The 22316-nt window shown below is 61.1% G+C and carries 6 protein-coding genes; 3 read left to right on the top strand and 3 right to left on the bottom strand.

The features are described 5' to 3' along the window. Positions 1–207 precede the first annotated feature (207 nt). Together AB7M32_RS05545 and AB7M32_RS05540 are read left to right on the top strand one after the other, a co-directional pair. Positions 208–15843, top strand: coding sequence for a LapA family giant adhesin (locus AB7M32_RS05545; protein ID WP_454249305.1), 15636 nt, complete (start codon positions 208–210; stop codon positions 15841–15843). A gap of 184 nt (positions 15844–16027) precedes the next feature. After that, positions 16028–16366: a hypothetical protein gene (locus AB7M32_RS05540; protein ID WP_053161687.1), complete on the top strand. Its 339-nt coding sequence runs from the start codon at positions 16028–16030 to the stop codon at positions 16364–16366. A 294-nt stretch (positions 16367–16660) separates the two neighbouring features. On the opposite strand, the gene AB7M32_RS05535 is transcribed toward AB7M32_RS05540, so the two are convergent. The 3 genes from AB7M32_RS05535 to lapG form a co-directional block, all read right to left on the bottom strand. Further along, positions 16661–17005: a DUF6124 family protein gene (locus AB7M32_RS05535; protein WP_454249304.1), complete on the bottom strand. Its 345-nt coding sequence runs from the start codon at positions 17003–17005 to the stop codon at positions 16661–16663. 1277 nt (positions 17006–18282) lie between these two features. Then, positions 18283–20229: a cyclic di-GMP receptor LapD gene (gene lapD / locus AB7M32_RS05530; protein WP_454249303.1), complete on the bottom strand. Its 1947-nt coding sequence runs from the start codon at positions 20227–20229 to the stop codon at positions 18283–18285. Positions 20230–20243: 14 nt separating this feature from the next. Continuing rightward, entirely contained in the window at positions 20244–20867 is a 624-nt protein-coding gene (gene lapG / locus AB7M32_RS05525; RefSeq protein ID WP_370873791.1) for a cysteine protease LapG, read from the bottom strand. A gap of 271 nt (positions 20868–21138) precedes the next feature. Here lapG and AB7M32_RS05520 point away from each other — a divergent pair, with 271 nt between their 5' ends. Further along, a complete protein-coding gene (locus AB7M32_RS05520; protein ID WP_454249302.1) occupies positions 21139–21831 on the top strand; it encodes a GntR family transcriptional regulator in 693 nt (230 codons plus the stop codon). Positions 21832–22316: the final 485 nt, after the last annotated feature.

The raw sequence follows: 22316 nt of genomic DNA, 5'->3' as shown, positions 1-22316 counted from the left end.
GACATTACGCCGGCGATTGTTTAGGATGGCCGGCAGAAGGTCAATAGTTTGGCACAAACAAAATACCCGGAAAAATGCAGCCAAAATATTGACAATAAAAAGCGTCAAATAACCTTACTTTGTGAACATAAACGTCCAGACCGCTGCTGCCCCCAGGCCGCCGGGTCCATGGAAGTCTACTGAGCGTGGCACCCGGAGAAGTCTTCAATGAGCAGTGTTATTGCCGTCGTCAAAAGCATTGTTGGTCAGGTTTTCGTCGTATCCCCTGAGGGCATCCGGCGCGTACTCATTGAAGGTGATCGTCTGAACGTAGGCGACCAGTTGGACACCGGGCCTGCTGGCGCCGTCACATTGGAATTGGCCGATGGCCGCACCCTGGACCTGGGTCGCGATACCCAATGGAGCGCCAACGCCCCGGACTCGTCCACGGACCTGGCACAAGCCACTGCCCAGGCCGCGCCGTCCGTAGAAGAGCTGCAACAAGCCATCGCCGCGGGTGCCGACCCGACCACCGCCTTGGAAGCCACCGCTGCCGGCGCCACCGCCGCAGGTACCGGGGGTGCCGCTGGTGGCGGCCACAGCTTTGTGGTGCTGGATGCCACCGCCGGCAGCGTCGACCCTACCGTCGGTTTCCCAACGGAAGGTCTCGCTGCGGCTGCCGCCACCGACAACAACATCCTGGGTGGCGATACCACGAATACGACCGCCAACGCCGTGCTCAATGCGACGATGACACTGAGCGCCACACCGACCCTGACCGAGGCCGGCGGCGTGCTGGTGTACACCGCGACTGTCACCCAAGCGCCTCAGACCGCGCTGACCGTGACCCTGTCCAATGGCGCCGTGATCGTCATTCCCGCCGGACAAACGACCGGCAGCGTCAACGTACCGCTGGCGCCGAATGACACCGTCTATAACGACGCCACCCAAATCAGCGTGACCGTCACTGGCACCACCGGCGGCACCGGCATCGCCGTGACCGTGCCCACCACGCCGGCCGTGACCCAGATCACCGACACCGTCGACACTACCACCGTCACCCTGAGCGCGGGCAACACCGTCACCGAAGGCGGTCAGATCACTTACACCGCCACCTTGACCAATCCGGCCCAGACGCCGGTGACCGTGACCTTGAGCAACGGCTCGGTCATCACCATCGCTGCCGGCCAGACTAGCGGCACCGTGGCTGTGGATACCCCGGCCAACGACGTCTACAACAACGGCAGCACTGTCAGCACCACCATTACTGGTGCAACCGGTGGCAACTTCGAGAACCTGGTACCGAGCACCGCGCCTGCGGTCACTACGATTACCGATTCGGCGGATACCACTGGCCTGACGCTGACCGCCAGCAACACCGTCACCGAAGGCGGTCAGATCACTTACACCGCCACCTTGACCAATCCGGCCCAGACGCCGGTGACCGTGACCTTGAGCAATGGCTCGGTCATCACCATCGCTGCCGGCCAGACTAGCGGCACCGTGGCTGTGGATACCCCGGCCAACGACGTTTACAACAACGGCAGCACTGTCAGCACCACCATTACTGGTGCAACCGGCGGCAACTTCGAGAACCTGGTACCTAGCACTGCACCTGCGGTCACTACGATTACCGATTCGGCGGATACCACTGGCCTGACGCTGACCGCCAGCAACACCGTCACCGAAGGCGGCCAGATTACCTACACCGCGACCCTGACCAATCCGGCCCAGACCCCGGTGACCGTGACCTTGAGCAATGGCTCGGTCATCACCATCGCTGCCGGCCAGACTAGCGGCACCGTGGCTGTGGATACCCCGGCCAACGACGTCTACAACAACGGCAGCACCGTCAGCACCACCATTACTGGCGCAACGGGTGGCAACTTCGAGAACCTGGTACCGAGCACCGCGCCTGCGGTCACTACGATTACCGATTCGGCGGATACCACTGGCCTGACGCTGACCGCCAGCAACACCGTCACCGAAGGCGGTCAGATCACTTACACCGCCACCTTGACCAATCCGGCCCAGACGCCGGTGACCGTGACCTTGAGCAATGGCTCGGTCATCACCATCGCTGCCGGCCAGACTAGCGGCACCGTGGCTGTGGATACCCCGGCCAACGACGTCTACAACAACGGCAGCACTGTCAGCACCACCATTACTGGCGCAACGGGTGGCAACTTCGAGAACCTGGTACCAAGCACCACGCCTGCGGTTACCACCATTACTGACTCGGTCGACACTACCGGTCTGACCCTCTCGGCCAGCAACACCATCACCGAAGGCGGTCAGATCACTTACACCGCGACCCTGACCAATCCGGCCCAGACCCCGGTGACCGTGACCTTGAGCAACGGCTCGGTCATCACCATTGCCGCCGGCCAGACCACCGGCACAGTGGCTGTGGATACCCCGGCCAACGACGTTTACAACAACGGCAGTACCGTCAGCACCACCATTACTGGTGCAACCGGTGGCAACTTCGAGAACCTGGTACCGAGCACCGCGCCTGCGGTCACTACGATTACCGATTCGGCGGATACCACTGGCCTGACGCTGACCGCCAGCAACACCATCACCGAAGGCGGCCAGATTACCTACACCGCGACCCTGACCAATCCGGCCCAGACCCCGGTGACCGTGACCTTGAGCAATGGCTCGGTCATCACCATCGCCGCTGGCCAGACCACCGGCACCGTGGCTGTGGATACCCCGGCCAACGACGTCTACAACAACGGCAGCACTGTCAGCACCACCATTACTGGTGCAACCGGCGGCAACTTCGAGAACCTGGTACCGAGCACCGCGCCTGCGGTCACTACGATTACCGATTCGGCGGATACCACTGGCCTGACGCTGACCGCCAGCAACACCGTCACCGAAGGCGGCCAGATTACCTACACCGCGACCCTGACCAATCCGGCCCAGACCCCGGTGACCGTGACCTTGAGCAACGGCTCGGTCATCACCATCGCTGCCGGCCAGACTAGCGGCATCGTGGCTGTGGATACCCCGGCCAACGACGTCTACAACAACGGCAGTACCGTCAGCACCACCATTACTGGTGCAACCGGTGGCAACTTCGAGAACCTGGTACCGAGCACCGCGCCTGCGGTCACTACGATTACCGATTCGGCGGATACCACTGGCCTGACGCTGACCGCCAGCAACACCATCACCGAAGGCGGCCAGATTACCTACACCGCGACCCTGACCAATCCGGCCCAGACCCCGGTGACCGTGACCTTGAGCAATGGCTCGGTCATCACCATCGCCGCTGGCCAGACCACCGGCACCGTGGCTGTGGATACCCCGGCCAACGACGTCTACAACAACGGCAGCACTGTCAGCACCACCATTACTGGTGCAACCGGCGGCAACTTCGAGAACCTGGTACCGAGCACCGCGCCTGCGGTCACTACGATTACCGATTCGGCGGATACCACTGGCCTGACGCTGACCGCCAGCAACACCGTCACCGAAGGCGGCCAGATTACCTACACCGCGACCCTGACCAATCCGGCCCAGACCCCGGTGACCGTGACCTTGAGCAATGGCTCGGTCATCACCATCGCTGCCGGCCAGACTAGCGGCACCGTGGCTGTGGATACCCCGGCCAACGACGTCTACAACAACGGCAGCACCGTCAGCACCACCATTACTGGCGCAACGGGTGGCAACTTCGAGAACCTGGTGCCAAGCACCACGCCAGCGGTTACCACCATTACTGATTCGGTCAACACCACCGGCCTGACCCTCTCGGCCAGCAACACCATCACCGAAGGCGGTCAGATCACTTACACCGCGACCCTGACCAATCCGGCCCAGACCCCGGTGACCGTGACCTTGAGCAACGGCTCGGTCATCACCATTGCCGCCGGCCAGACCACCGGCACAGTGGCTGTGGATACCCCGGCCAACGACGTTTACAACAACGGCAGTACCGTCAGCACCACCATTACTGGTGCAACCGGTGGCAACTTCGAGAACCTGGTACCGAGCACCGCGCCTGCGGTCACTACGATTACCGATTCGGCGGATACCACTGGCCTGACGCTGACCGCCAGCAACACCATCACCGAAGGCGGCCAGATTACCTACACCGCGACCCTGACCAATCCGGCCCAGACCCCGGTGACCGTGACCTTGAGCAATGGCTCGGTCATCACCATCGCCGCTGGCCAGACCACCGGCACCGTGGCTGTGGATACCCCGGCCAACGACGTCTACAACAACGGCAGCACTGTCAGCACCACCATTACTGGTGCAACCGGTGGCAACTTCGAGAACCTGGTGCCTAGCACTGCACCTGCGGTCACTACGATTACCGATTCGGCGGATACCACTGGCCTGACGCTGACCGCCAGCAACACCATCACCGAAGGCGGTCAGATCACTTACACCGCGACCCTGACCAATCCGGCCCAGACCCCGGTGACCGTGACCTTGAGCAATGGCTCGGTCATCACCATCGCTGCCGGCCAGACTAGCGGCACAGTGGCTGTGGATACCCCGGCCAACGACGTCTACAACAACGGCAGTACCGTCAGCACCACCATTACTGGTGCAACCGGCGGCAACTTCGAGAACCTGGTACCAAGCACCACGCCTGCGGTTACCACCATTACTGACTCGGTCGACACTACCGGTCTGAGTCTGTCGGCATCCACCGAAGTGGCAGAGGGCGGTCAGATCCTCTACACCGCTACACTGACCAACCCTGCCGGCACACCGGTCACCGTGACGCTGAGCAACGGCGCAGTGATCAACATCGCCGCCGGTGCTACCACTGGCACCGTCACCGTCGACGCGCCAAAAGACGACGTCTACAAAGACGCCGGCAAGGTTGAAGTCAGCATCGACACAGCCACCGGTGGCAACTTCGAGAACCTTGTTCCGAGCACGACCCCGGCTGTCACTGACGTGACCGATACCATCGACACCAGCACCGTTTCGCTGACTGCCACATCGACCGTCGCTGAAGGCGGTACCGTGGTCTATACCGCTTCGGTCAACGCTCCAGTCACCGGTGCGCCACTCGTGGTGACATTGAGTAACGGCCAAACCATCACCATCCCAGTCGGCGCGAGCTCCGGCTCGGTGAACTTCGTTACAACGAACGACGCTCTTGCGGGCGGCGATAACCTGAGCGTCAAGATCGACGACGCCAAGGGTGGCAACTACGAAAAACTGGCTATCGACGGCAAGACCGCCGATACCTCGGTCACCGATACCCAGGACACCACCGGCCTGACGCTTTCCGCAACCGACACCGTGGCTGAGGGCGGCTCGATTGTTTACACCGCGACCCTGACCAACGCCGCTGGCTCGCCGGTCACCATTACGCTGAGCAATGGCGCCGTCATCAACATTGCTGCTGGCGCGACCACTGGCACCGTCACTGTCGATGCGCCGAAAGACGACGTCTACAAGGACGCCGGCAAGGTCGAAGTCAGCATCGACAAAGCCACCGGTGGCAACTTCGAGAACCTGGTGCCAAGTACCGCACCGGCAGTGACCGATGTCACTGACACCATCGACACTTCGACTGTCAGTCTGACCGCTACATCGACCGTCGCCGAAGGCGGCATCGTGGTCTATACCGCTTCGGTCAACGCCCCGGTCACCGGTGCTCCACTGGTCGTCACCCTGTCCAACGGCCAGACCATCACTATCCCGGTTGGTGCCAGCTCCGGTAGCGTGAATTTCGTTACGACGAACGATGCCCTTGCCGGCGGTGACAACCTGAGCGTCAAGATTGACGACGCCAAGGGTGGCAACTACGAAAAACTGGCTATCGACGGCAAAACCGCTGATACCTCGGTAACCGATACCCAGGACACCACCGGCCTCACCTTGAGTGCCACCGACACCGTGGCTGAAGGTGGCTCGATTGTTTACACCGCGACCCTGACCAATGCGGCCGGCTCGCCCGTCACCATCACCTTGAGCAATGGTGCGGTCATCAACATCGCGGCCGGTGCTACCACTGGCACCGTCACCGTTGATGCCCCTAAAGACGACGTCTACAAGGACGGCGGCAAGGTCGAAGTCAGCATCGACAAAGCCACCGGTGGCAACTTCGAGAACCTGGTGCCAAGTACCGCACCGGCAGTGACCGATGTCACTGACACCATCGACACTTCGACTGTCAGTCTGACCGCTACATCGACCGTCGCCGAAGGCGGCATCGTGGTCTATACCGCTTCGGTCAACGCCCCGGTCACCGGTGCTCCACTGGTCGTCACCCTGTCCAACGGCCAGACCATCACTATCCCGGTTGGTGCCAGCTCCGGTAGCGTGAATTTCGTTACGACGAACGATGCCCTTGCCGGCGGTGACAACCTGAGCGTCAAGATTGACGACGCCAAGGGTGGCAACTACGAAAAACTGGCTATCGACGGCAAAACCGCTGATACCTCGGTAACCGATACCCAGGACACCACCGGCCTCACCTTGAGTGCCACCGACACCGTGGCTGAAGGTGGCTCGATTGTTTACACCGCGACCCTGACCAATGCGGCCGGCTCGCCCGTCACCATCACCTTGAGCAATGGTGCGGTCATCAACATCGCGGCCGGTGCTACCACTGGCACCGTCACCGTTGATGCCCCTAAAGACGACGTCTACAAGGACGGCGGCAAGGTCGAAGTCAGCATCGACAAAGCCACCGGTGGCAACTTCGAGAACCTGGTGCCAAGTACCGCACCGGCAGTGACCGATGTCACTGACACCATCGACACTTCGACTGTCAGCCTGAGCGCAACATCGGCTGTCGCTGAAGGCGGTACCGTGGTCTACACCGCGTCGGTCAACGCCCCGGTCACCGGTGCTCCGCTGGTTGTCACTCTGTCGAACGGCCAGACTATTACCATCCCTGTTGGTGCCAGCTCAGGCTCGGTGAACTTCGTTACGACGAACGACGCTCTTGCGGGCGGCGATAACCTGAGCGTCAAGATCGACGACGCCAAGGGTGGTAACTACGAAAAATTGGCTATCGACGGCAAAACCGCTGATACCACCGTTACGGATACCCAGGACACTACCGGCCTGACGCTTTCCGCCACCGACACCGTGGCTGAAGGTGGTTCGATTGTTTACACCGCGACCCTGACCAACGCCGCTGGCTCGCCGGTCACCATTACGCTGAGCAATGGCGCCGTCATCAACATTGCTGCTGGCGCGACCACTGGCACCGTCACCGTCGACGCCCCTAAAGATGACGTTTACAAAGACGCCGGCAAGGTCGAAGTCAGCATCGACAAAGCCACCGGTGGCAACTTCGAGAACCTGGTGCCAAGTACCGCACCGGCAGTTACGGATGTCACTGATACCATCGATACGTCGACTGTCAGCCTGAGCGCAACATCGGCTGTCGCTGAAGGCGGTACTGTGGTCTACACCGCGTCGGTCAACGCCCCGGTCACCGGTGCTCCGCTGGTTGTCACTCTGTCGAACGGCCAGACTATTACCATCCCTGTTGGTGCCAGCTCAGGCTCGGTGAACTTCGTTACGACGAACGACGCTCTTGCGGGCGGCGATAACCTGAGCGTCAAGATCGACGACGCCAAGGGTGGTAACTACGAAAAATTGGCTATCGACGGCAAGACCGCCGATACCTCGGTAACCGATACCCAGGACACTACCGGCCTGACGCTTTCCGCAACCGACACCGTGGCTGAGGGCGGCTCGATTGTTTACACCGCGACCCTGACCAACGCCGCTGGCTCGCCGGTCACCATTACGCTGAGCAATGGCGCCGTCATCAACATTGCTGCTGGCGCGACCACTGGCACCGTCACCGTCGACGCCCCTAAAGATGACGTTTACAAAGACGCCGGCAAGGTCGAAGTCAGCATCGACAAAGCCACCGGTGGCAACTTCGAGAACCTGGTGCCAAGTACCGCACCGGCAGTTACGGATGTCACTGATACCATCGATACGTCGACTGTCAGCCTGAGCGCAACATCGGCTGTCGCTGAAGGCGGTACTGTGGTCTACACCGCGTCGGTCAACGCCCCGGTCACCGGTGCTCCGCTGGTTGTCACTCTGTCGAACGGCCAGACTATTACCATCCCTGTTGGTGCCAGCTCAGGCTCGGTGAACTTCGTTACGACGAACGACGCTCTTGCGGGCGGCGATAACCTGAGCGTCAAGATCGACGACGCCAAGGGTGGTAACTACGAAAAATTGGCTATCGACGGCAAGACCGCCGATACCTCGGTAACCGATACCCAGGACACTACCGGCCTGACGCTTTCCGCAACCGACACCGTGGCTGAGGGCGGCTCGATTGTTTACACCGCGACCCTGACCAACGCCGCTGGCTCGCCGGTCACCATTACGCTGAGCAATGGTGCAGTTATCAATATCGCGGCCGGTGCTACCACTGGCACCGTCACCGTCGACGCCCCTAAAGATGACGTTTACAAAGACGCCGGCAAGGTCGAAGTCAGCATCGATAAAGCGACTGGCGGTAACTTCGAGAACCTTGTTCCGAGCACTACCCCTGCCGTCACTGACGTGACCGATACCATCGACACCAGCACCGTTTCGCTCACTGCGACTTCGACTGTGGCCGAAGGTGGCACCGTCGTTTATACCGCCTCGGTCAACGCCCCGGTGACCGGCGCTCCACTCGTGTTGACATTGAGCAACGGCCAGACCATTACCATCCCGGTCGGCGCCAGTTCAGGCTCGGTGAATTTCGCTACGCAAAACGACGCCCTCGCCGGCGGCAACCAACTGAGCGTCAAGATTGACGACGCCAAGGGTGGCAACTACGAAAAACTGGCTATCGACGGCAAGACCGCTGATACCTCGGTCACCGATACCCAGGACACCACTGGCCTCACCTTGAGTGCAACTGACTCCGTGGCTGAAGGCGGCTCGATTGTTTACACCGCGACCCTGACCAATGCCGCTGGCTCGCCCGTCACCATTACGCTGAGCAACGGCGCCGTCATCAACATTGCTGCTGGCGCGACCACTGGCACCGTCACTGTCGATGCGCCGAAAGACGACGTCTACAAGGACGCTGGCAAGGTCGAAGTCAGCATCGACAAAGCCACCGGTGGCAACTTCGAGAACCTGGTGCCAAGTACCGCACCGGCAGTGACCGATGTCACTGACACCATCGACACTTCGACTGTCAGTCTGACCGCTACATCGACCGTCGCCGAAGGCGGCATCGTGGTCTATACCGCTTCGGTCAACGCCCCGGTCACCGGTGCTCCACTGGTCGTCACCCTGTCCAACGGCCAGACCATCACTATCCCGGTTGGTGCCAGCTCCGGTAGCGTGAATTTCGTTACGACGAACGATGCCCTTGCCGGCGGTGACAACCTGAGCGTCAAGATTGACGACGCCAAGGGTGGCAACTACGAAAAACTGGCTATCGATGGCAAAACCGCTGACACCTCGGTAACCGATACCCAGGACACCACCGGCCTCACCTTGAGTGCCACCGACACCGTGGCTGAAGGTGGCTCGATTGTTTACACCGCGACCCTGACCAATGCGGCCGGCTCGCCCGTCACCATCACCTTGAGCAATGGTGCGGTCATCAACATCGCGGCCGGTGCTACCACTGGCACCGTCACCGTCGACGCCCCTAAAGATGACGTTTACAAAGACGCCGGCAAGGTCGAAGTCAGTATCGATAAAGCGACTGGCGGTAACTTCGAGAATCTTGTTCCGAGCACTACCCCTGCCGTCACTGACGTGACCGATACCATCGACACCAGCACCGTTTCGCTCACTGCGACTTCGACTGTGGCCGAAGGTGGCACCGTCGTTTATACCGCCTCGGTCAACGCCCCGGTGACCGGCGCTCCACTCGTGGTGACATTGAGCAACGGCCAGACCATCACCATCCCGGTTGGCGCCAGCTCCGGCTCGGTGAACTTCGCCACGCAAAACGACGCCCTCGCCGGCGGCAACCAACTGAGCGTCAAGATCGACGACGCCAAAGGTGGCAACTACGAAAAACTGGCTATCGACGGCAAGACCGCCGATACCTCGGTCACCGATACCCAGGACACCACCGGCCTGAGCCTGAGCGCCACCGGTACGGTCGCCGAAGGTGGTCAGATCACCTATACCGCGACCCTGACCAACGCCGCCGGCTCACCGGTCACCGTCACCTTGAGCAACGGCGCCGTGATCAACATCGCCGCCGGCGCCAAAACCGGTACCGTGACCGTCGATGCCCCTAAAGACGACGTCTACAAAGACGCCGGCAAAGTCGAAGTCAGCATTGATAAAGCCACCGGTGGCAACTTCGAGAACCTTGTTCCGAGCACGACTCCAGCCGTCACTGACGTTACCGACACCATCGACACTTCGACTGTCAGCCTGAGCGCAACATCGACTGTCGCCGAAGGTGGCACCGTCGTTTATACCGCCTCGGTCAATGCTCCGGTCACTGGCGCTCCACTGGTCGTCACCCTGTCGAACGGCCAGACCATCACCATCCCGGTTGGTGCCAGCAGCGGCTCGGTGAACTTCGCCACGCAAAACGACGCCCTCGCCGGCGGCAACCAACTGAGCGTCAAGATCGACGACGCCAAAGGTGGCAACTACGAAAAACTGGCTATCGACGGCAAGACCGCCGATACCTCGGTCACCGATACTCAGGACACCACCGGCCTGAGCCTGAGCGCCACCGGTACGGTCGCCGAAGGTGGTCAGATCACCTATACCGCCACCCTGACCAACGCCGCCGGCTCGCCGGTCACCGTCACCTTGAGCAACGGCGCGGTTATCAACATCGCCGCCGGCGCCAAAACCGGTACCGTGACCGTCGATGCCCCTAAAGACGACGTCTACAAAGACGCCGGCAAGGTCGAAGTCAGTATCGATAAAGCGACTGGCGGTAACTTCGAGAATCTTGTTCCGAGCACTACCCCTGCCGTCACTGACGTGACCGATACCATCGACACCAGCACCGTTTCGCTCACTGCGACTTCGACTGTGGCCGAAGGTGGCACCGTCGTTTATACCGCCTCGGTCAACGCCCCGGTGACCGGCGCTCCACTCGTGGTGACATTGAGCAACGGCCAGACCATCACCATCCCGGTCGGCGCCAGCTCCGGCTCGGTGAACTTCGCCACGCAAAACGACGCCCTCGCCGGCGGCAACCAACTGAGCGTCAAGATCGACGACGCCAAAGGTGGCAACTACGAAAAACTGGCTATCGACGGCAAGACCGCCGATACCTCGGTCACCGATACCCAAGACACTACCGGCCTGAGCCTGAGCGCCACCGGTACGGTCGCCGAAGGTGGTCAGATCACCTATACCGCGACCCTGACCAACGCCGCCGGCTCGCCGGTCACCGTCACCTTGAGCAATGGCGCGGTTATCAACATCGCCGCCGGCGCCACCACTGGCACAGTGACCGTTGATGCCCCTAAAGACGACGTCTACAAAGACGCCGGCAAAGTCGAAGTCAGCATTGATAAAGCCACCGGTGGCAACTTCGAGAACCTTGTTCCGAGCACGACTCCAGCCGTCACTGACGTTACCGACACCATCGACACTTCGACTGTCAGCCTGAGCGCAACATCGACCGTCGCCGAAGGTGGCACCGTCGTTTATACCGCCTCGGTCAATGCTCCGGTCACTGGCGCTCCACTGGTCGTCACCCTGTCGAACGGCCAGACCATCACCATCCCGGTTGGTGCCAGCAGCGGCTCGGTGAACTTCGCCACGCAAAACGACGCCCTCGCCGGCGGCAACCAACTGAGCGTCAAGATCGACGACGCCAAAGGTGGCAACTACGAAAAACTGGCTATCGACGGCAAGACCGCCGATACCTCGGTCACCGATACCCAAGACACTACCGGCCTGAGCCTGAGCGCCACCGGTACGGTCGCCGAAGGTGGTCAGATCACCTATACCGCGACCCTGACCAACGCCGCCGGCTCGCCGGTCACCGTCACCTTGAGCAATGGCGCGGTTATCAACATCGCCGCCGGCGCCAAAACCGGTACCGTGACCGTCGATGCGCCGAAAGACGACGTCTATCAGGACGCCGGTAATGTCTCGGCAACCATCAAGACAGCCACCGGTGGCAACTTCGAGAATCTCGTCCCGAGCACCGCGCCAGCAGTGACTGCAGTCACTGACACCGTCGACAACACCACTGTCAGCATCACCGGCAGCACGTCCGTCACCGAAGGCCAGACCGCGACGTACACCGTCAGCCTGACCAACCCGGCGCAGACGGAAGTGACTGTCAAGATCGTCTACAGCGGCACTGCGGCCGACGGTTCAGACTTCACCGGTGTCTACACCGTGAAGATCCCGGCCAACGCCACCAGCGCTACCTTCAACGTGGCGACGCTGGACGACAAGATCACCGAAGGCACCGAAAACTTCGTGGTCAAGATCGACTCGGCCACCGGTGGCAACTTCGAGCACCTGGCAGTCAGCGGCACCAACGGCAGCGTCAGCACCTCGATCATCGACAACGATGCGCCGCCGGTACTCGACCTGGACGCCAACAACTCCAGCGGCAAGACGGGTGCCGACTACCAGGTGACCTTCACCGAAGGCACCAACGGCCCGGGTGTGTCCATCGCCGACACCGACCTGAAAATCACCGACCCGGACAGCACCATGCTGACCGGCGCCACCATCGTGCTGACCAACCGTCAGCCTGGCGATGCGCTGAACCTGGGTAACAGCGTCAACGGCATCAGCATCAACGCCAACAGCACCGACGGCAAGGTCGTCCTGACGCTGTCGGGCAATGCGACGCTGGCCGACTACATGCAGCAGATCAAGAACATCAGCTTCATCAACAACAGCGAAGATCCGAGCACCGTACCGCGCATCATCACCGTGACGGTGACCGACGGCGCGAGCTACTCCAACACCGCCACCACCACCGTGAACGTGGTCGCGGTCAACGATGCGCCGGTGGCCACCGGTGGCGCGGTGACCGGTACCGAAGACACTTCACTGGTGCTCGGCTGGTCGACGTTCGGTATCAGCGACGTGGACAGCGCCGCCGCCAGCCAGGGTGTGAAAATCACCGGGCTGCCGGGTGACGGCAAGCTGCAGTACCTGGACGGAGCCACCTGGAAGGACGTGGCCAACAACCAGACCTTCACCAAGGCCGACATCGACGCCGGCAAGCTGCGCTTCACCCCGGACGCCAACGAGTCCGGCGCCAACGGCAACCCGAGCGGCGTGGGCAATCAGAAGGCTGATTACGCGCAGATCCAGTTCCAGCCAACCGACGGCCAGGCGCTGGGCAATACCAGCACCGTGAAGATCGACATCACACCGGTCGCCGACGCACCGAGCCTCAACGTGGCCGGCAACAGCGTGACCTCCACCGGCCTGATCAAGGAGGTCTGGACCGGCCTGTCGGGCCTGGGCACCGATGGCAATGGGGCGCCATCCGGCACACTCAAGTCGGTGATCGACGCCGCTGGCACGCCGAACAGCAGCACTAACGTGACCAACGTGCAGTCCGACAGCAACGTGAACCCGGGCACCGCGTCGAAAACTTCAGGCCTGATTTTCCTCGAAGCCGGCAAGACCTACACCTTCAGCGGCACGGGCGATGACAGCCTGCTGGTGACCATTGGCGGCAAGGATGTGGCGGGCATCACCTGGGGCGCGGGCGGCAAGCTGAACGGCTCGTTCACACCGACCACCAGCGGCTACTACACCCTGGACATCTACCACCACAACCAGACCGGCCCGGGCAGCTACGACGTGAACCTGTCGGTCAACGGCAGCACGCCAGTGGACCTGAGCAGTGCCGGCGTGCCGCTCTACACCGGCGTGACCGACCTGACGAACGCCGGCGTGACCGTCTCCGACCTGCACGGCACCAATGGCGAAGGCTACTACGACGGCTTCAAGCTCAACGAAGGCGCCGAAGGCACCAGCGTTCACCTGTCGAAGATCACCACCGCCCTGACCGACACCGACGGCTCCGAAAGCCTGAGCGTGAAGATCGGCGGCATTCCGGAAGGCAGCGTGCTGAGCGACGGCGCGGGCCATACCGCGACCGTGGGCAGCAACGGCGAGGCCTCGGTCACCGGCTGGAACCTGGGCAGCCTGACCCTGACGCCGCCGACCTACTACAACGGCCAGTTCAACCTGACCGTGACATCGACCTCTACCGAAACCCTCGGCGGTTCGGCGGTCAGTACGGCGCAGATCCCGGTCACCGTCTACCCGGCGACCTACAACGCGGTCACCGCCACGTCTGGCAGCGACAACGTCACCGGCACCGACGGCAACGACATCGTGATCGCCGACATCGGCGGGCTGACCGTGGTGCCAGGCGTCAACTACAACATTGCCTTCATGGTCGACAGCTCCGGCAGCATGAGCGATTCGTCCCTTTCCGCAGCCAAGACCTCGCTGACGTCGGTGTTCAACACGCTCAAGCAAAGCATGGGTAGCAACTCGGGCACGGTGAACATCTTCCTGGCGGATTTCGACAGGCAGGTGAACAAGACCGTTTCGGTCAACCTCAAGGACCCGAACGCACTGGCGCTGCTCAAGAGCGTGCTGGATTCAATGGTGTCCGGCGGCGGCACCAACTACGAGGACGTATTCAAGACCACGGCCAACTGGTTCAAGAGCACTGAAGCCTTGAACAACACCGGGGCGAAAAACCTGACTTACTTCATCACTGACGGCCAGCCGACCTTCTATCAGTCTGGTGAACAGACCAACCCGACCCTTTACGGCGACGTGAAGCTCGACAGCCTGATTACCACGACCAACTACAAGCTGGGCCAGACGTTCAGCGCCGACCTGGATAGCACACACCGTGTGAAGGTCGACGAGTCTGGCAATGTCACGCTGCAAACCTGGAAAAAAACCTGGGGAGGCTACTGGAGCGACGAAGCGCTGGGCACCTTGCATGCCCAGGGTGACGGCACCTATGAGCTGTCGTATCGCGACGGTACCGGCAACAGCACCGACTCGAGCACCACCAGCAACTCCCTGAGTGCCTTCGCACTCCTGAGTTCGCTGTCTGGCGTGGAAGCCATCGGCCTCAACAGCGATGTGACCCTGGCCGATCTCAAGCCATACGACTCGGATGCAAAACCGCAAACCAATATCGACCCGAGAGACCTGGCGAACTCGATCATCGGCCACACCGAAGCGACCCTGCCGGGCGCCGATACGGTCAACGGTGGCGACGGCAATGACATCCTGTTCGGCGACCTGGTGAGCTTCAATGGCATCGCCGGCGAGGGTTACCAGGCCATCCAGGCGTTCGTGGCCCAGCAGAACGGCGTGGACGTCAGCAAGGTCACCACCAGCAACGTGCACCAGTACATCACCGAGCACTACACCGCGTTCGATGTGTCCGGTGCCCACGATGGCAACGACACCCTGCTGGGCGGCGCCGGCAACGACATCATTTTCGGCCAGGGCGGCAACGACACACTCAATGGTGGCAAGGGCAATGACATCCTGCTGGGTGGCACGGGTAACGACACGCTGGTCGGCGGCCAGGGCAATGACACCCTGATCGGCGGCCTGGGGGGCGATACCTTCGTCTGGAAGGCCGGCGACACCGGCAACGACGTGATCAAGGACTTCAAGGCCGCCGATGGCGACCGGATCGACCTGCGGGATCTGTTGCAGGGCGAAACCGGCAGCACCATCGACCACTTCCTGAAGATCAGCACGGTCGATGGCGTGTCGTCGCTGCAGGTCAGTACCTCCGGCCAGTTCAATGGGGCCAACGGTGCCGCAGCGGCGCCGGACGTGACGATCAAGCTCGAAGGCAACAACTGGTCGAACGTGAACCTGAACTCGCTGATCGCCGGCAGTGACCCGACCATCAAGGTCGATCACAACAACAGCTGAACCTGACACAAAACCCGTGGCGAGGGAGCTTGCTCCCGCTGGGGCGTGAAGCGGCCCTGTTTTTTGGGGCTTCTGCGCAGCCCAACGGGAGCAAGCTCCCTCGCCACGGGATAAGTGTTCATACTCCCCTACAGTTGGCCTATGCTGCCCAGCATGACGCCGCTTCATACATGAGGGATGCCCGATGTTTTATGTGCAACGCGATGCACAAGGCCTGCTGGTGCGCGTAGAAGCCACCGCCTACGCCGAGGCCACCGAGACCTTGCCGGCCGACAACCACGAGATCCAGGACTGGTTCGCCAACCAGGCGGTGGAAAACAGCCTCAAGCAACTCAAGCAGAGCGACCTGGAGATGATCCGGGTACTCGATGACTTGATCCAGGTGCTGACCAGCAAAGGCGTCATCCGCGTCACCGACCTGCCAGCCGCGGCCCAGGCCAAGCTGATGGACCGCACCCAGGCCCGGGAAGCCTTGGGTGGGTTGAGCCGGTTGATCGATGATGATGAGAAGGGGTTGATCTAGCCTCAAATGACACAACCCGATCCCTGTGGCGAGGGAGCTTGCTCCCGCTCGGCTGCGCAGCAGTCGCAAAACCAGGCAACGCGGTCTGCCTGAAGAGCTGCTGGGGGCCTGCTTCGCAGGCCAGCGGGAGCAAGCTCCCTCGCCACAGGGGGTCGTGTTGTCTGGGCTGACGCTATCGCGAGCAAGCTCGCTCCCACAGTTGATCGGTGTTGATCTCGATATTTCGGCTCGACACAGACCCCGTGTGGGAGCGAGCTTGCTCGCGATGACAATCTTCAATTCACCGCAGGCCTCTCAGCCCGCCGCTTGAACCTCCAGCCGATCCATCGCCCGCTCCACCAACAACTGCACCCCATCGGCCATCCGGCTGATCGCCAGGATCACGCTGCGGCGTGAGCCGTCGATGTCATCAGCCAGGTCGGCGGCGATGGCGCTGATGGACAGCAAGTCTTCGGAGGCATTGGCCAGGAGGGTTTCGGTGTCGATGTCTGGGGAAACCATGAAGAGCTGGGCGGTTGGGTTTTTTCCCGAGGCTTCATCGGTAGGTTTTGGATTGAGGTAGTAGTCGAGGGCGCGCTGGGCAGCTTCGTCGAGTGTGTTGGGACTGTGTGAAGTGTGTTTCGTTTCCGCTGTTGTCATTGGAGAACTCCTAAACGACTAGTAAGGAGCCTTTGCTACACAGCGAGTCCAAATGAGATCGCTGAATGGCATGGGCCGTTTCGCCCTAAACAGATATTTCGGACTTGCACGTCCGTGTCACCGTTTTTTCAGTGACAAACCCAGACTAGCCACGAGTCTGGTGCCGGACAAGTTCACCAACTTCGCTACAACTTGAAGGAAATCTCCTAGGACCTTGCTTTTGGAGGGGGGTGTATATCCGTTTCTGCGGTAACGGCCACTGGCGGTTCCGCTCTTACAGCGGGTCACTTTTGGAAGAGCGCCAAAAGTAACCAAAAGCGCTTTGCCCCACCACTCGGCACCTCGCCTAGGCTCGGTGTACCCTCACTCCGGCATTGCTCCGTGGGCCGCCGCGAAGGGCCATCCATGGCCCAGCGCGGCTACCTCGGCATCCATGCCGAGGTGCCCACTGCGCAATGCCTGCGTTCGGCCAGCGTGGTTTAACGGGGCGCCCAAGATCAAAAGCCAAAGCAAGAGCAAGAGCAAGAGCAAGAGCAAGAGCAAGAGCAAGAGCAAGAGCAAGAGCAAGAGCAAGAGCGGGGCACATCCCGGCATTTTATTTAGCTGACCCGCCGCCATCGCGAGCAAGCTCGCTCCCACATAGGCTTTTGGTCGTTTACAAGATCAGCGTCCACCGCCGAGCCCTGTGGGAGCCGAGCTTGCTCGCGATGGTGGTGGGGCTGCTTGCATCAATGCTGAATGTACCGCCGTCTTCGCGAGCAAGCCCGCTCCCACATAGGCTTTTGGTCGTTTACAAGATCAGCCTCCACCGCCGATTACTGTGGGAGCCGAGCTTGCTCGCGATGGCGGTGGGTCTGCTTGCATCAACGCTGAATGTACCGCCGTCTTCGCGAGCAAGCCCGCTCCCACAGAGGAAACGCGGTCCCCATCAAGAACCAGGTCGGCTATAAGGCCGCCTCGTCCTGGCTTTTGATCTGGGGGCCCCGTTAACCACGCTGGCCGAACGCAGGCATTGTGGAGTGGGCATCCCGGCATGGATGCCGGGATAGCCGCGCTGGGCCATGGATGGCCCTTCGCGGCGGGCCCACGGAGCAATGCCGGAGTGAGGGCACACCGAGCCTAGGCGAGGTGCCAAGTGGTGGGGCACAGACCTTTTGGTTACTTTTGGGGCGTTTGCCAAAAGTGACCCGCCGTAAGGGCGGAACCCTAAGTGGCCGTTACCGCAGCAATGGATATGTACTCGGTCAAAAGGCTATAGACCGCTTCGCCAGCAAGCCTCACCCCCAACGCCGAGGCTCCCCAACCAACTGCCCCTGCACCCCAAACAACCCCATCTCCCGAATCACCGCCAACTCCCCCTCCGTCTCCACCCGCTCGGCAATCAACGGCAAATCGATACTGTGAGCAGCACGCTGAATAGCCTCGATGAACAAACGCTTGTCACTTTCCTGATCAATGGCGCGGATATAACTGCCATCGATTTTCAAGTAAGCCAACCCCAGCCGCGACAGGTTGCCGATCATGCTGAAGCGCCCACCAAAACGCTGCAGGCTCAGGGAAAAGCCCAGCTCACGCAATTGCCGGGTCAACTGCTCCAGCACGGCCTGCTCCGGCAATTGCTCTTCACCAATCTCCAGGGTCAAGCGCGACCCAAGGTTGGAATGGGCCCGCAGGATCTCAAAGATCTTGTTCAGCGCCTGAGGATCGGCCAAGGTCGCCGAAGACAGGTTCAACGCCAGGGACTGTTCATGCCCGGCCATTTGCCTGAGCACTTGTTCAAGCATCAAACGGTCCAGGCGTGCGGTCCAGCCGAAACGCTCCAGCCAGGGCAGGAAACGCCCGGCGGGGATGGTCTGGCCCTGCTCGTCCAACAACCGCGACAACACTTTGTAATGCAGCACCACCTGGATGTCCTGGGCGGCCACCACCGGCTGGAAGTACAGCTCGAAGCGCTGATGACTCAACGCCTGGTCGAGCAAGGTGTGCCAGGCATGGTGATCGTCGCCGACACTGGCCGCCAGGCTATGGTCCAGGCAGGCCCAGCCGGGTTCACCCTGGCTTTCGGCCTGGGCCAGGGCCTGGTCGGCAAGCTGGAGCACCGCTTGCGGCGAGTCGCCGTGGACAAACGGCGCCAACCCGATAGAGGCCACCGAAGCCACGTCAGTTGCGCCAGTGGCATGCAGGCTCGCCAGGGCGGCTTCGAGGTTCTGCGCCAGTTGCAGCGCCTCCTCGCGCACCAGCCCGGGGGCCAGCACCGCGAACTCGCCGCCGCGAATACGCGTGACCAGGTTGAGGGTTTCCGGGTAGCGGGCGCACTCACGCTGCAATTGTTCGCCCACGGCCTGGAGCAACTGGTCGGTGCGCTGCCCGCCCAACCGCTGGTTCAAACCGGCCAGGTCCTTGACCCGCAGCAACAGCAGATAACCGGAACTAGCCTGCTCCGGGTTACTCACCCGGGCATTGAGCTGCATTTCGAAATAGCGCCGGTTGGCCAGGCCCGTGAGGGTGTCCTGGTAGGACTCGACCCGCAGCTTCTCGCTGCGCTCGGCCTGCTCCTGGAACAGCGCCTTGAGCTTCTCGACCATCTGGTTCATCGCCTGCACCACACGCCGCAGTTCAGGCGTGCGCGGCAGTTCCGGCAGGCTCAGGAACTCACGTCGGGCGATGGCATGGGACTGATGCACCATGTAGTCCAGCGGCTTGAGCTGGCGACGCAGCAGCAAGGCCCCCAGCACCGCGCTCACGGCACCACACAACAGCAACCAGCCCAGGCTGCCCAACGCGCTCTGCCACAGCTTGGCGAGGGCGAACATCGGGTGGCTGATCACTTCGACCCGCGCCGCCTGCTCCCAGCCGCGACTGACGATGGCGTCGCCACCGGCCGGTTCCAGGCCGATGAGCTTGACGAACCATTGCGGCACGCTGCCAGCGTCCGGCGTGCCGGTGCGCTCGACCAGGGTCTTGTCGGTGGCCACGTCGACCACGCGGATGGTCGCGTAGTAGCCGCTGTCGAAGATCGAGCTGACCATCAACTCCACCATCGCCGGGTCGTCGATGTTCGGCGTCAACGACAGCGCCAGCGCCGTGGCCGCGTCCTGGGCGTGGGAGCGCAACTGATTGACGTACTGGGCCCGTGAGCTCTCCAGGCTGACCATGAAGCTGCCGCTGAAGGCAACCACCAGGAACAGACAGATAGCGATCAACAGCTGTTTGAACAAGGACATCTGAGCGCGCGCTCCTAGTTAGTCGTCTCGACCGGAAAACCTTCGGCCTGCATTTTTTTCAACACATCCTGCCACCGGGACAGGCGCTTGGTGTCACCCACTTTCTTGTTGCCCTTGGCGCCCGGCAACCACAGCCCTTCGGCATTGAAAGAGTAGACCGGGAGCAAGTCGGTTCGCTGGCTGGCCGGCAGGATCCCGTCGATCAGGCTGTCGAGTACCAGCGGCATCGCCTCGGGCGTGGCGTAATAGGTGAGCACCATGTGGGCACGGTTCTGCCGCAAGGCCTTGACGTAGGTGATGCGCAGCTTGTCACTGGACACCCCGAGATGGCGCAGGCTGAAATACTTGGCGATGGCGTAGTCTTCACAATCGCCGGCACCCTTCCACAAAGCCTGGATCGGCGTTTCCCAATAATCGACTTCACGCCACAGGTCGATGTCTTCCACGTAGCGCACCTGTTTGTTGAAAAACAGGTTCACCACCTTGAGCTGTTCCAGTTCCGGGATCTGTTTCTGGGTCGCCAGCAATTGCTGCCACGCGTCGATCCGTTGCTGCCCTTCGCCCAGCGGGCCATATAACGCTTGCGCCCGCCGGCTGATCTGCGCAAAGTCCCAGTCGGCCCGCAGGCCGCCCAGCATCAGGCCGGCCAGCAACAATGCCGAACACAGCCAGCGCAAGGACCTGAGGACAGGGAACGGTGCAGCCAAGGGAAATACGTCCGAAAAGGGTCGTTGGAAATTCGTTGGATGGTGACGCCTGGCCCACTAAAAGACAATGGCAAGGTGCAATCACCGCAGGCAGACTAAACTTTAGTTCAGGAACCTCCGGTCGAGAGACTTTGACGTCTCGTCAACCTGTAACTAACGTGAGCCTGGATCCAATTTTTACTACCAATCAGGGTGCGTTGTCGTGACACAGAAGCCCAAACCGCTTAGCACTATCCAGATCAACGGTCCCATTCCCGCTGACCAGGCACGCTCGATCATCGAAGAGTCTCTGCGCGAGGCCATCCTCGATGGACGCTTGCCTTGCGGTACCGCCCTGCGCCAGCAGGAACTGGCCGACCTGTTCGGCGTGAGCCGCATGCCGGTGCGCGAGGCGTTGCGCCAGCTCGAAGCGCAGTCGCTGCTCAATGTGGTTCAGCACAAGGGCGCCGTCGTGGCGCCGTTGATCACCAACAATGCGGTAGAAACCTACGCCCTGCGTTCGGTCCTGGAGTCTTTCGCCTTGCGCCTGTCCATCCCCTTGCTCGATGACAGCGACCTGGCACTGGCCGCCCAGTACATCGAACAACTGGAAACGGAAACCGACCACGCCGAAATCGGCAAGCTCAACCGGCTGTTCCACATGTCGCTTTATCACAAGGCACCCAACGGCAAGCTGCTGGACCTGATCGAGCGCGAGCTCAATGAAGAAGAGCGCTTCCTGCGTTTTCATCTGTCGTCCATGGGCCTGGGCAAGTTGAACCAGGACGATCATCGCGCGCTGCTCGAGGCCGCACGGGCCAAAGACATCGATAACGCGATCGTATTGTTGGAACTGCACCTGGAAAAAGCCTCTGTCACCATGCGCCGGTACTTGGAACAGCCGTCGAAGCTGTGATCCACGTCGGCGCTCCGTCCGGCGTAAAAATTTCTTACATATCCTTCCGAATCACTTATCACCAGCACGGCGCGGCCTGGCCGTGGCCGCCGCTCGTCGCCCCATCAGTTCAATGGCACTGCCATCGATTTGGGCTCACTCTTGCGCTTGTCGATTCAAAACAGACCTGAAGAAGTCAACGCCTGGCTGAGGCCAGGCGAATCGAAGCCAATACGCAAGGAGCGTCGTCCAACCGGCGGGATGATCGGATGTCCGACCGACGTCCTGCCCATAACATAAAACTTCCTTATTCCCGATCCCTGAAGTGCTCCGAGTGAGGCATTCACTCGAACTATTCGATTCTGATACCTCTAAATCGGAAGGAGCTTCTTCGCCCCAATAAAACTTATATTAAAAGTTTTAAAACCCCTCTTCGCGCCCAATAAAACATCAACTTCAAATAATTAAAAAAGTACTTGCCGCTTACTTGTTCCGTGTATTAGTTT

The organism is Pseudomonas sp. R151218B TE3479, from assembly GCF_053629195.1.
Note: the sequence above shows the minus strand (reverse complement) of the source record. Positions and strands in the feature narration are given on the sequence as shown.

Coding starts and splice junctions, on each gene's coding strand:
- lapG (WP_370873791.1), bottom strand. CDS start 20,867: ATGCTGGGCGGCCTGCGGGCCGACTGGGACTTTGCGCAGATCAGCCGG.
- lapD (WP_454249303.1), bottom strand. CDS start 20,229: ATGTCCTTGTTCAAACAGCTGTTGATCGCTATCTGTCTGTTCCTGGTG.
- AB7M32_RS05540 (WP_053161687.1), top strand. CDS start 16,028: ATGTTTTATGTGCAACGCGATGCACAAGGCCTGCTGGTGCGCGTAGAA.
- AB7M32_RS05535 (WP_454249304.1), bottom strand. CDS start 17,005: ATGACAACAGCGGAAACGAAACACACTTCACACAGTCCCAACACACTC.
- AB7M32_RS05545 (WP_454249305.1), top strand. CDS start 208: ATGAGCAGTGTTATTGCCGTCGTCAAAAGCATTGTTGGTCAGGTTTTC.